The 11,859-nt window shown below is 39.3% G+C and carries 12 protein-coding genes and 1 other RNA gene; 2 read left to right on the top strand and 11 right to left on the bottom strand.

Features of this window, described 5'->3' with window-relative positions; genetic code table 11:
• Window positions 1-149 precede the first annotated feature (149 nt).
• The gene (locus RYH73_RS22160; protein WP_335315675.1) at window positions 150-779 is read left to right on the top strand and encodes a DUF1684 domain-containing protein; all 630 of its coding nucleotides are present in this window, start codon (window positions 150-152) and stop codon (window positions 777-779) included.
• Window positions 780-799: 20 nt separating this feature from the next.
• Here RYH73_RS22160 and RYH73_RS22165 read toward each other — a convergent pair whose 3' ends face one another.
• The 7 genes from RYH73_RS22165 to pdxH form a co-directional block, all read right to left on the bottom strand.
• A complete protein-coding gene (locus RYH73_RS22165; protein WP_335315676.1) occupies window positions 800-1,420 on the bottom strand; it encodes an L-threonylcarbamoyladenylate synthase in 621 nt (206 codons plus the stop codon).
• 140 nt (window positions 1,421-1,560) lie between these two features.
• A complete protein-coding gene (gene asnS, locus RYH73_RS22170; protein ID WP_335315677.1) occupies window positions 1,561-3,006 on the bottom strand; it encodes an asparagine--tRNA ligase in 1,446 nt (481 codons plus the stop codon).
• Between the two features lie 103 nt (window positions 3,007-3,109).
• Window positions 3,110-4,300: an ADP-forming succinate--CoA ligase subunit beta gene (sucC, locus tag RYH73_RS22175; protein ID WP_335315678.1), complete on the bottom strand. Its 1,191-nt coding sequence runs from the start codon at window positions 4,298-4,300 to the stop codon at window positions 3,110-3,112.
• A 237-nt stretch (window positions 4,301-4,537) separates the two neighbouring features.
• Complete coding sequence (locus RYH73_RS22180) at window positions 4,538-5,428, bottom strand: HD domain-containing protein (RefSeq protein ID WP_335315679.1); 891 nt, start codon at window positions 5,426-5,428, stop codon at window positions 4,538-4,540.
• A 109-nt stretch (window positions 5,429-5,537) separates the two neighbouring features.
• Complete coding sequence (locus tag RYH73_RS22185; RefSeq protein ID WP_335315680.1) at window positions 5,538-6,686, bottom strand: NADH-quinone oxidoreductase subunit D; 1,149 nt, start codon at window positions 6,684-6,686, stop codon at window positions 5,538-5,540.
• Window positions 6,687-6,771: 85 nt separating this feature from the next.
• On the bottom strand, window positions 6,772-7,266 hold the full coding sequence (locus RYH73_RS22190) for an NADH-quinone oxidoreductase subunit C (RefSeq protein WP_335315681.1): 495 nt from the start codon (window positions 7,264-7,266) through the stop codon (window positions 6,772-6,774).
• A gap of 6 nt (window positions 7,267-7,272) precedes the next feature.
• A complete protein-coding gene (gene pdxH / locus RYH73_RS22195; RefSeq protein WP_335315682.1) occupies window positions 7,273-7,926 on the bottom strand; it encodes a pyridoxamine 5'-phosphate oxidase in 654 nt (217 codons plus the stop codon).
• A gap of 243 nt (window positions 7,927-8,169) precedes the next feature.
• On the opposite strand from pdxH, the gene RYH73_RS22200 reads away from it, so the two are divergent.
• On the top strand, window positions 8,170-8,736 hold the full coding sequence (locus RYH73_RS22200) for a YqgE/AlgH family protein (protein WP_335315683.1): 567 nt from the start codon (window positions 8,170-8,172) through the stop codon (window positions 8,734-8,736).
• A 62-nt stretch (window positions 8,737-8,798) separates the two neighbouring features.
• On the opposite strand, the gene RYH73_RS22205 is transcribed toward RYH73_RS22200, so the two are convergent.
• From RYH73_RS22205 to RYH73_RS22220, 4 genes are all read right to left on the bottom strand, one after another.
• The gene (locus RYH73_RS22205; RefSeq protein WP_335315684.1) at window positions 8,799-10,235 is read right to left on the bottom strand and encodes a sigma-54-dependent transcriptional regulator; all 1,437 of its coding nucleotides are present in this window, start codon (window positions 10,233-10,235) and stop codon (window positions 8,799-8,801) included.
• A 47-nt stretch (window positions 10,236-10,282) separates the two neighbouring features.
• An RNA gene (gene rnpB, locus RYH73_RS22210) (RNase P RNA component class A) lies at window positions 10,283-10,661 on the bottom strand.
• Window positions 10,662-10,773: 112 nt separating this feature from the next.
• Window positions 10,774-11,208 carry a c-type cytochrome gene (locus RYH73_RS22215; protein WP_335315685.1) on the bottom strand — a complete coding sequence of 145 codons (435 nt, stop codon included), beginning with the start codon at window positions 11,206-11,208 and terminating at the stop codon, window positions 10,774-10,776.
• Window positions 11,198-11,842: an SCO family protein gene (locus RYH73_RS22220; RefSeq protein WP_335315686.1), complete on the bottom strand. Its 645-nt coding sequence runs from the start codon at window positions 11,840-11,842 to the stop codon at window positions 11,198-11,200. The genes RYH73_RS22215 and RYH73_RS22220 overlap by 11 nt, the downstream gene beginning before the upstream one ends.
• Window positions 11,843-11,859 lie beyond the last annotated feature (17 nt).

The raw sequence follows: 11,859 nt of genomic DNA on the forward strand, positions 1-11,859 counted from the left end.
GAGACGTTGAGTAGGGAATTAGTTAATTAGCCAATTGGTGAATGTGGTGATGGGGTATAGCTTAAGGTCTATAATGGCATAAAGCTACATACAAGATAATCACTGTTTAATAAAAAAATTGGCTAGGTTTGTGATATATAAGTTAAAAAATGAGTAAAGGTTTTGCTATCTTTTTTTTTACAGTCGTTTTATTTCTCTTTGTGACGAATGCTTCAGCGCAGAACTACATTGAACAAACATTAGCGCAAAGAGAAATTTATAAACAAGCTTTTCTGACAGATGAACATGCTCCGTTGAGGGAGGAGGACTTGAAAGACCTCCGTTTTTTTGAGCCGGATAGTTTATACAGAGTAATCGCAGAACTTACTTTTATCCACGATGAACAACCTTTTATTATTCCTACTTATAGTGGAAAAGAGAAGAAGTACTTACGATTTGCCGAAGCCAATTTCGAAATCAAAGGAGAGCCTGTAAAACTCACTTTATTTAAAAGTGTAGCTTTGATAAATAACCCGCAGTATGATGATTATCTCTTTCTTCCATTTACGGATCCTACGAATGATAAAGATACTTACGGTGGGGGAAGATATTTGGATTTAAAACGAAGTGCTATTAAAGGGAACCAGCTAATCATTGATTTTAACTTAGCATATAATCCTTATTGTGCTTATAGTGAGGGGTATAACTGTCCTATTCCACCATTGGAGAATGCACTTGAAATTCCGATTGAGGTAGGGGAAAAAAAATTTACCGGATTGCAAAAGGACAGACGTCACTAACTAGTCGGTTTTGTAATGGGCTATAAATAAAGACTTAGGTCACCCTTTCCTTGTCTGATTACCTCAAATTCGCCGGAGGTGCAATCGACCACAGTTGATGCTTCATTGTCACCATAACCGCCATCGATAACTAGGTCTACTAAATTTTCGAATTTTTCATGGATAAGCTCAGGATCAGTTGAATATTCTAAAATTTCATCTTCATCATGTATGGAGGCAGAAACAATAGGATTTCCAAGCTGCTTCACAATTTCCCGGGCAATATTATTGTCCGGTACCCGTATACCGACGGTCTTCTTGTTTGAGCTCATCAACTTAGGTACCTGATTACTTGCATTGAAGATGTAGGTGAACGGACCTGGCAGCGACTTTTTAAGTAATCTGAAGGTTGCCGTATCAATAGGCTTCGTGTATTGTGCGATATCTGTTAAATCATAGCAGATAAAAGAGAGATTCGCTTTTTCCGGTCTTATTCCTCTAATACGGCATAGCGTTTCAATCGCTTTTTGGTTTGTTATATCACATCCAATACCATATACAGTGTCCGTTGGATAGATGATGATACCGCCCTTTTTCAATAGGGCAACAACCTGCTCTATCGCACGTTCGTTAGGGTTTTCAGGATATATTTTTATGAGCATAATGGAAAATGTTACAATATAAGTATGTGTCAGTAAATATAACCGAAGGTTAATGGAAAAAGTTTTAATCAAGGAATTGAATATGTTCTAAAGTTGCACGTTGCCACGTGCAACTTTAAATCCCGGGAGATACAAAAAAATTAGAATTCAGCGTTTTTTGGCGTTCTAGGAAAAGGAATTACGTCCCGTATATTTGTCATACCTGTTACAAAAAGCACTAACCTTTCAAAGCCTAAGCCAAAACCGGAGTGAGGTACAGATCCAAATCTACGAGTATCTAAAAACCAATTCATCTCTTCTGTTGGGATATGCATTTCTTCCATTCTATTTACCAGCAAATCGTATCTTTCTTCCCGTTGTGATCCACCGACAATTTCTCCAATCCCGGGAAATAAAATATCCATCGCTCTTACCGTTTTTCTTCCTTGCTCATCCGGTTCATTCATACGCATATAAAAAGCTTTGATTGCTGCGGGATAATCCGTGAGAATGACCGGTTTTTTGAAATGTTTCTCTACAAGATACCTTTCATGTTCAGATTGGAGGTCAGCACCCCATTCTTCGATCAAATACTTGAACTGCTTTTTCTGGTTGGGTTTAGAGCGTTTCAAAATATCGATAGCCTGTGTATAGCTAAGTCGCTCAAATTCATTGTCGAGACAAAAATTCAATTTGGCTAGCAAATCAAGATCCGAACGTTCGGCCTGAGGTTTCGATTTTTCTTCTTCTAACAGGCGATTTTTTAAGAATTCAAGCTCTTCGCTGCAGGTGTCGAGTGCGTAGCGTATTACATATTTTAGTAATTCTTCGGCTAAATCCATATTATCCTGTAGCTCGTAGAAAGCCATTTCGGGTTCAATCATCCAAAATTCAGCGAGATGCCTCGTCGTATTCGAGTTTTCTGCCCGGAAAGTAGGGCCAAAAGTATATATGTTTCCAAAGGCCAAAGCAGCTAGTTCTCCCTCCAATTGACCTGAGACGGTGAGATTTGTTGATTTTCCAAAGAAATCCTCTTTGAAGTTAATAGAGCCATCGTCATTGCGCGGCGGATTATCAAGATCAAGGGTAGTGACTTTGAACATTTCTCCCGCTCCCTCAGCATCTGAACCTGTTATAATAGGGGTGTGAATGTATACAAACCCCCTTTCATTAAAAAAGCGATGCACAGCGAATGATAAAGCATTTCGCACCTTAAAAACTGCATTGAAAGTATTTGTTCTAAAGCGGAGATGCGCTATTTCTCGGAGAAATTCCAAACTGTGTTTTTTTGGTTGTAGGGGAAATTTTTCAGCGTCGCTATCGCCCAAGATCTTTATATGGCTTGCTTTGACTTCTACGCGCTGCCCCTTTCCCAGGGATTCCACTAAAACACCTTCAATTGATACGGCGGCGCCCGTTGTCAACCGTTTGAGTGTATGTTCATCTGTATGTTCATAGTCTACGACAACCTGTATATTCCCCAAACAAGAACCATCGTTAATAGCCAAAAACTGATTATTTCTAAAGGTCTTGATCCATCCTTTTACAATAACTGTTTTTCCAAAATCTGTGCTGTTTAAAAGTTCTTTTATCCGCGTGTGTGTCATGTCTTTATTTCAAAATATTATATACTTCAACCTACTTTAACAATAAACCTCCGAAATCGCTTCCGGAGGTTTATTATATGAAATACGTTGTTAGCAAAAAGTACTAAGATAGTACTTTAGTTACTAAATCAGCTGCTTCCTTCAGTTGGATAGCCGAGAATACCTCAAGTCCTGATTCGTCAATAAGTTTTTTAGCCTCTTCCGCATTGGTGCCTTGTAAGCGAACAATAATTGGTACAGGAATGTTTCCAATTTCTTGGTACGCATCAATCACACCTTGAGCGACGCGATCGCAACGAACAATACCACCAAAAATATTAATCAAAATAGCTTTAACGTTCGGATCTTTTAAAATAATATTGAATCCGGCTTTAACTGTCTCTGCATTGGCTGTGCCCCCTACATCTAAGAAGTTTGCAGGTTCCCCACCGGCAATTTTAATAATATCCATGGTAGCCATTGCCAAACCGGCACCATTTACCATACAACCCACATTACCATCTAATTTCACATAATTCAAATTGGAACGTCCTGCTTCAACTTCAGTAGGATCTTCTTCCGATAAGTCGCGCAATTCAGCATAATCGGGGTGACGGTACAAAGCATTTTCATCCAAATTGACTTTAGCATCAACCGCTAATATTTTGTCATCTGAAGTTTTTAAAACCGGATTGATTTCGAATTGGGAGGAATCAGTTGCTTCGTAAGCTTTATAAAGAGCTGCTACAAATTTAGTCATATCTTTAAAAGCAGCCCCATTTAATCCCAAGTTAAAAGCAATTTTTCTTGCTTGAAATCCTTGAAGTCCAATGGAGGGATCTATCTCTTCTTTTTGGATTAGATGGGGTGTTTTTTCAGCAACTTCTTCTATATCCATACCTCCTTCGGTAGAATACATGATGATGTTACGCCCACGCGACCTATCCAATAAAACACTCATGTAGAATTCTTTGGTTTCGCCAGGTCCCGGATAGTAAACATCTTGGGCAATAAGTACTTTATTTACTTGTTTTCCAGCGGGACCGGTTTGAGGAGTTACAAGTTGCATACCAATGATTTCCTTAGCTCTTTCTCTGACTTCATCAATATTCTTTGCAAGTTTAACACCACCGCCCTTTCCACGGCCTCCTGCATGGATTTGTGCTTTTACCACCACCCAATCGGAGTTGTAATCTTGTTTTAATTTTTTCGCAGCTTCTACCGCTTGTTCAGGGTTGTCGGCAACGATGCCCTCCTGAATGCGAACTCCGAAACTCTTCAGTATAGCTTTACCTTGATATTCGTGAATGTTCATTGATTTAAAGAATTTTGCCGTAAAAATAGCATTTTATATTGTATATAACAATGGAAGAATGGGCTAAAATTGAAGTTTTAAATGTGATTGGCAATAGTTGACTTGTTGAATAGTTGAGTGGTGGAGTAGGGGATATTTTAAATTAGCCAATGTGGCAATGTGATGATTAGCCGACGAGCTACCTTTTGAAGCATCAATGAGTCCTTCGGGGTTTTTAATTTTGACTTTTTACTTTTCTTACTTAACCAAAAAAGCATCTATATAGCGTTTCTTGATTTTGAATGCTTCAGGCTGTTTTAAGAAACTTTTATATCCTGACAACATTTTTATGGCTTTAATGGCTTCTAAACCACCATAAGAGCTTCTGATTTTATTTAATAAAAAGGTGTCATTTTGATGTAAATCACGTTGGACCAAATAACCGTCACTTAAATACTTTTTTATGATGTTGGCTACTTGTTGATTGGCATATACATAGAGGGGATAATTGTAAATTTCTTCGTTTACCTGTTTAGACAAATTATTAATCCATAATGCTTGCTCATTATTTGTAACAACGATTTTATTGTTTTCCGCCACCGCTAAATGCTTAACGAAGCGCATTGCCTCCTGCCTCTTAATAAAACCATATTGGAGCGCATCTCTTAAGGTGTAATCGATGCGATCAGCACATAGATACGGCAATGGTTGTTCTAATATATCAAATTGCCCATTAAAAAGGTCCTGTATCGTATACCCGTACTTTCGCAGAATTTGAGGAATATCTGATCGTGTCAAAGTCTCTTCGAATATACGTTCATGATAGCTTTCCGTCGTATCTTCCATAACATAATCGCCCACATGGGAAAAAGCAGTATGGGATATGTCGTGTAATAGACCGGCAATTTGCTCCAATTCCGATCCTCCCAGTAGCTGAACCAAATGCATAACACCAATGGAATGCGCTAAGCGTTTATGAGATGCAGCAGGATTTACGAGGAAAACTGCGCCGCTTTGATGAACAAAGTTCAATCGTTGCAACACCGCTGTATTCAATAATTCCTTTACAAGAGTCGATACTTTAATATTCCCATATAATTTATCACTTATTTCCATTTGCTCGATTTGCGTAAAAATATTTGCAATCACAAATATACTAATTTTTTTAGTAAAAACAAGCGGTTAAATTGTTGAATAGTTAAGTGGCTGAGTAGTTGTGTCGTTAAGTAAAAGGGGAGTGGGAACATTCTACCACAAGCTATCGATCAACTTCCCCCAAAACGATATCAATAGACCCTAATATAGCAATAAGGTCGGCAATGAGAATGTTTTTTGATAGTTCGGGTAGAACTGATAGATTATTAAAACTGGGACCTCTGGCTTTTACACGTTTAGGAATGTCTAATTTTCCATCAGTGATAAAATAAAAGCCAAGCTCTCCTTTGGGGTTTTCTGCTCTTACATAATAATCCTGCGCTTTTGGCGATACTTTTTTAGGAACTATACCACGTGGATCGAAGTCGGGTGTTCGTTTTAATTCTTTTTGCAATCTTTCTAGGCACTGTTCAATAATCTTAATGGATTCGACGACTTCGTCGACTCTCACTTTATATCGATCCCAGCAATCACCTTTTTTTCCCATTTCACCTTTACCTATCGGAATTTCAAAATCAATTTCAGGATACACCGAATATTCGTCTACCCGCCTTAAGTCCCATTTTAGGCCGGAAGCACGCAACATAGGGCCTGAACAGCCATAATTAATAGCTACTTCTAAGGGTAAGGCGCCAATATTGGCCGTACGGGAAATGAAGATCTGATTGTTGGTTAAAAGTTCGTTTAATTCAACCAATTTTGGTTTGAAGTAATCAACAAATTCTTTGCATCTTTCTTCGAAGCCAACAGGTAGGTCGTAAAACAAACCGCCAACCCATATGTAATTGTAGAGCATTCTCGACCCAGAAGCCCATTCCAGCATATTCATAATATGCTCACGATCCCTAAAGCACCACATGAAAGGTGTAAATGCCCCTATATCAATACCGTAGGTTCCAATTGCTATCAAATGAGATGCAATCCTGTTTAACTCACAAACTAAAACACGGATATATTCAATTCGTTTAGGAATTTCTTTATCTAGGCCCAGCATCCTTTCCACTCCCATTACAAACGCATGGCTATTATTCATGGAAGCGAGGTAGTCCATACGGTCCGTAAAAGGAATGGTTTTTCCGTAATTCATTGACTCTGCATGTTTTTCGAAGCAGCGATGCAGGTAACCCATATGAGGGATAACCTCCTTCACAATTTCACCATCAGAAATAACCTCTAAACGTAGAACACCATGTGTTGATGGGTGTTGAGGACCGATATTGATAATCATTTCTTCCGGCCCTAATGCAGACATTCTTTTTTCGTAAGCTTTTAAAGCCGCTTGTGTATCCGTAATATTCACCAGTTTATTGTTTCAACAGGAGTGCTAAATTATTGTTTCAGTTGATCGAAATGCCGTGATAACTTTCTGCATCTTGATAGTCCTTCCGTAAAGGATATCCGGCCCAGTCATCAGGTAAAAGAATTCGTCTTAAATCTGGATGGCCATTGAAGAAAATACCTAATAGATCATAAGCTTCCCTTTCGTGCCAATCTGCCGTACGCCACACCGTACTTACACTATCAACGGAAGGGAGTACCGATCCATCTCGAAGATTCTCCAATTTTACCTTTAAGGTTAATTGTGTTTTATAAGGGATAGATGAAAGATGATATACTACGCCGAAACCTTCGTTAACACCATAGTCGATTCCGGATAGACAGGATAAGAAGTCGAACCAAGTTTCCCGATTTTCTTTTAATTCTTTGCACACAGCCAAAAGGAAATCAGGATGAATGATCAAAGCTGGCTGAAGCGCATTTAGTTCTTCATCTACTATACATTCGCTACCGATGCGAGATGTTAATATGTTTTTTATCTTTATGAAATCCATTATTCATTAAGGGGCTAAGCGACTGGTGATCCAGTTTCCACTAATTACATCTTTGCTATATAATATCCGATCGTGTAAGCGGTTCGTTCTACCTTGCCAAAATTCCATCGTGAAAGGAATAACTTTATACCCACCCCAGTGTGGAGGTTTCGGCACAATTTGGTCTTTATATTTTTCAGAAACCTCTTTAAGATTTTGCTCTAAAAAATCTCTATTTGGAATCACATCGCTTTGTGGAGAAGCCCACGCCCCAAGTTGACTACCGGCAGGGCGGCTATGGAAATAGGTCTCTGAATTTGTACTTGCCACTTTTTCAATCGTACCTTTAATGCGTACTTGCCTTTGCAAATCAGGCCAAAAAAATACTAGAGAAACTTTTGGATTAGCAGCTATTTCCTTAGCTTTCTGACTGTTATAGTTAGTGTAAAAAACGAAAGCATCATTTTCAATATCTTTAAGTAATACGATGCGGGCACTTGGAGAACCATCTGCATCTACCGTCGCCAGGGTCATAGCATTGACCTCAATGACTTTCGAATGAAGGGCCTGCTCAAACCATTGCTCAAATTGACGAATAGGGTCTTTATCAATTTGATCTTCGCTCAAGGCTGCCAACCTGTAATCCGTTCGGATATCTTCAATATGTAGTTCTTTATCCATAGCTTGCTGTTCTTCTACAAACTTAAAAAAAATAGTTGAGTGGTCACAATTGGCGAATACGATAATTGGCCACGGGGAGGTAAAATGCGATGATTTACATAAGCAAAGATTGCTTGAATGACCCTATGTAATAATAAGGTGCGCAACAAAAGAGAAAGGCTTGTGCAGTTGGCAACCGATTGATTTTTCGGCCCTATATTTGATAGAACTATCGTGTGGTTTTACGAATAGAAATTTATTCTCATGCTTAGCAACTTCAACCCGCAACAAGGTAGTTTATTACTTTCAGAACCTTTCATGCTTGATCCAAATTTTCAGCGTTCCGTTGTACTGTTGTGCGAACACAGTGAAGAGGACGGGTCTGTGGGGTTGGTATTGAATCAACCCAGTTCGCTCTTATTGAAAGATGTCATGTCTGACATGCCAAATGCCGAATATCAGTTGTTTGTAGGCGGACCTGTAGGACAAGATAGTATACAGTTTATTCACAAATGTTACGACCGTTTAAATAGTGGCATTGAAATAAGGGAGAACCTATTTTGGGGCGGAAACTTTGAAGCCTTGAAACTATTGATAAATGATCGCGCCATTGGTTTGGACGAGATAAAATTTTTTATAGGTTATTCTGGTTGGTCGCCGGGCCAATTAGCTAAAGAGTTGAAGGAAAATACCTGGATGATAGGTAACAGCTTTGACCCGGATATCGTATTTGTAAACGATGAAGAAAATTTGTGGAAAGAAGCGGTCATCAGCTTGGGTCCAAGGTATGCACACGTTGCGGGATTTCCACAAAACCCGATGTGGAATTAACGGGTTTTCAGTTGTGAGTTGAAGTGCTACTCATAGCTTACAACTCACAACCCATAACTTAATCAATTCTCCCGCTTCAAACCGTATTTTTCGATTTTACTATAAAGATGGCTCCGTTGAATTTCAATATCGTCGGCTGTTTTTGATACATTCCAAGCGTTATTTTCGAGCTTGTATTTAATATATTCTCTTTCAGCATAATCTTTATATTCTTGAAAAGAAGAGAATTGATCGAAATGATTTAATCCGTTGATGCTCCCCTGAAGATTCGATTCTGTAGATGAGACAGTGCTTCCATTGCTTAGGCTTGTTATTGCTTCCGGTGCCTCCATTGATGGACCACCTGGATTGGCGTAGGCATAGACATCTTTATCGGTAATTGACTTATCGCTTAAAATAATAAGGCGTTCCACCATATTTCTTAACTCACGAATGTTTCCGGTCCATGGGAGGGACTTTAACGCTTCAATAGCACTACCGGTTATTCTTTTGATTGGCATGCCATAATCTGTACAGATTTCATCGCAAAATTGCTCCGCTATGATTGGAATATCTGATCTCCTTTCTGATAGTGGTGGAACGTGTATCAAAATAACGCTTAAACGGTGATAAAGGTCCATGCGGAAATTACCTAATTCAATCTCCTTTAATAAATCCTTATTTGTGGCCGCTATGACACGAACATTTACTTCAATTTCTTTATCGCCACCTACCCGTGTTATTTTATTTTCTTGCAGTGCTCTTAGCACTTTTGCTTGAGCAGATAAGCTCATGTCTCCAATTTCATCCAGAAACAGCGTGCCACGATCAGCTTGCTCAAATTTACCAATACGTTGTTTTACAGCCGATGTAAACGACCCTTTTTCATGTCCGAATAATTCACTCTCAATCAATTCGGAAGGGATTGCTGCACAATTTACTTCAATCAAAGGTGAATTTGCTCGGTTTGATTTTTCATGAAGCCATCTAGCAACTAGTTCTTTACCACTTCCGTTGGCACCGGTTATTAAAACACGGGCATCTGTCGGGGCAACACGATCAATTGTTTCTTTAATTTTTGTAATTGCCTCCGATTCACCCAAAATCTCCCTCGTTTTACTTACCCTACGTTTTAATACTTTTGTTTCGGTGACCAATGTCCCTCGTTCCAGTGCATTCCTTACCGTAATAAGCAACCTGTTTAAATCGGGTGGTTTCGATATAAAATCGTATGCTCCCTTTTTACTTGCTTCCACGGCCGTTTCAACCGTACCATGCCCGGATATCATAATAAATGGAAGATCCGGTTTAATGGTTTGTGCTTCCGTAAGCACTTCCATTCCATCCATTCTTCCCATTTTGATATCGCACAACACAAGGTTTACGTTGTCTCTTTTGATGATTTCGAGACCATCAAGTCCATTGTCGACATCCGTGACCTGATAATCCTCGTATTCTAAAATCTCCCGCAACGTGCTCCTGATGGCCCGTTCATCATCAATAATTAATATTTTAGCCATAAGTATCTATTGCGTCAAAATCGCAATTTTATGCTGTTTAAGTTCTAAAAAAAAGCAAGCCTATAAGCCGGGTTCTGTGCTCACTTGAAAGTGAGCTTCTATCATTTATCTAGCCTTACAATTGCTTGTAAGATCTAACGACCTACCCATTCTGAATTCACCTTCAGGCGAAGAGAGCGAGCAACTCTACGTTCAGAACCTATTTGGTCTTTCAATTCCCGGGGTTTACCGCAATGTATGTCGCCATACAAGGCCGTGAGCTCTTACCTCACGTTTTCACCCTTATCCCAAAGTTATTGAGACGGTTTGTTTTCTGTGGCACTTTCCGTTCTCGGGTTCACCGAGACCTTCCCGTTAGGAAGCGAGATGCTCTATATTGCCCGGACTTTCCTCCTCACAAAGTGCGGCGATAGAACGGCTTGCATCCTGCAAACCTACTATAAAATTCTTAAAATAGGAAATGGATTGACCAGTATTTAGTACAAATTATATTGTCTTTCATTACCGGGCAAGGCCCGACTGATCTTGCCGGCTAAATTTATTGGTTGATCGTGCAATTTTTCAAATTAACGGTGACCTCTTCTGTACTGACAAGCCCGAGGTTATTTCCAAAAGAATTGCCAATATAGGTCAATATATAGGCGATTTCCTGATCTGTCAAGGTTGGGTTTGCTGGCATCTCTGTGTCAAATTGATGATTTCCTACCGTCAGCTCTTTATGCAAACCATACTTCACAATACAGGGTAATTCCTTTCGTTCGGTGCGTATAAATGCAGTATCGGTTAAGGGTGGGTATAAATTTCCCAATCCCTCTCCGTTTGAACCGTGGCAATTTTCGCATTTCGCGGTAAATAAAGATTTTCCATTGGTGAAAAATTGCGCCCGCTTTATCTCTTGTTCCCCTTGGCAAGCATTAAGAGTGGAGGCTATGATGGTCAAGAGAAAAAAAAAATATAAAATGCTACTTCTCATGATTGTTATATTCACTGAGCAATATATCCATATCTTGCATTAATTGAGCCACTTGATTATCATCTGTTCCATCGTAAGCCCCCCGGATCCGCTTTTCTTTGTCGACCAAGATAAGCCAACCTTGATGCTCGAAGCCGCCGGGTGCCTGGGCGTCTTCCTTGGCATAAACCATATATTTATCGGCCATGGTATAAATGTCGTGTTGCGAGCCATGCACAAATTGCCACTGCTCTCCTTTGACACCCAATTTATCGGCATATCTTTTTAAAACCCAAGGGGTATCGTATTTCGTGTCGATGCTGTGCGACAGAATTTTCACCGCATCATTTCCTTGGTATTTATTCAATACTTTTAAAAGATTTTTACTCATAACAGGGCAAATACTCGGGCAGGATGTAAAAAAGAAATCGGCAACGTATATGCTGTTATTAAAATCTTTGTCTGTCACCACCGAACTGTCTTGATTTATAAAAGAAAAGGTTGGAATGGTTTGATATAACGTGTCTGTTACGGTTTCTCCGTTTACTTCCTTTGTAACAGGTTCCCGCTCACCAAGAATAGGTAATTTCTGTTGCTCTTTTTGACCGCAAGCCATTACCATTAAACTTAGGACAAAAATAAAATATTTGTACATATTGATAAGATTGTTTT

The sequence above is a fragment of the Olivibacter sp. CPCC 100613 genome (assembly GCF_036959255.1).
Classification (GTDB): Bacteria; Bacteroidota; Bacteroidia; order Sphingobacteriales; family Sphingobacteriaceae; genus Olivibacter.

What these genes read in the sequence shown, in the direction of transcription:
- RYH73_RS22185 (WP_335315680.1), bottom strand. Translation starts at nt 6,686, where the DNA reads ATGTCTGCATTAGGGCCGGAAGAAATGATTATCAATATCGGTCCTCAA.
- asnS (WP_335315677.1), bottom strand. Translation starts at nt 3,006, where the DNA reads ATGACACACACGCGGATAAAAGAACTTTTAAACAGCACAGATTTTGGA.
- RYH73_RS22160 (WP_335315675.1), top strand. Translation starts at nt 150, where the DNA reads ATGAGTAAAGGTTTTGCTATCTTTTTTTTTACAGTCGTTTTATTTCTC.
- RYH73_RS22215 (WP_335315685.1), bottom strand. Translation starts at nt 11,208, where the DNA reads ATGAGAAGTAGCATTTTATATTTTTTTTTTCTCTTGACCATCATAGCC.
- sucC (WP_335315678.1), bottom strand. Translation starts at nt 4,300, where the DNA reads ATGAACATTCACGAATATCAAGGTAAAGCTATACTGAAGAGTTTCGGA.
- RYH73_RS22200 (WP_335315683.1), top strand. Translation starts at nt 8,170, where the DNA reads ATGCTTAGCAACTTCAACCCGCAACAAGGTAGTTTATTACTTTCAGAA.
- RYH73_RS22190 (WP_335315681.1), bottom strand. Translation starts at nt 7,266, where the DNA reads ATGGATTTCATAAAGATAAAAAACATATTAACATCTCGCATCGGTAGC.
- RYH73_RS22220 (WP_335315686.1), bottom strand. Translation starts at nt 11,842, where the DNA reads ATGTACAAATATTTTATTTTTGTCCTAAGTTTAATGGTAATGGCTTGC.
- pdxH (WP_335315682.1), bottom strand. Translation starts at nt 7,926, where the DNA reads ATGGATAAAGAACTACATATTGAAGATATCCGAACGGATTACAGGTTG.
- RYH73_RS22205 (WP_335315684.1), bottom strand. Translation starts at nt 10,235, where the DNA reads ATGGCTAAAATATTAATTATTGATGATGAACGGGCCATCAGGAGCACG.
- RYH73_RS22165 (WP_335315676.1), bottom strand. Translation starts at nt 1,420, where the DNA reads ATGCTCATAAAAATATATCCTGAAAACCCTAACGAACGTGCGATAGAG.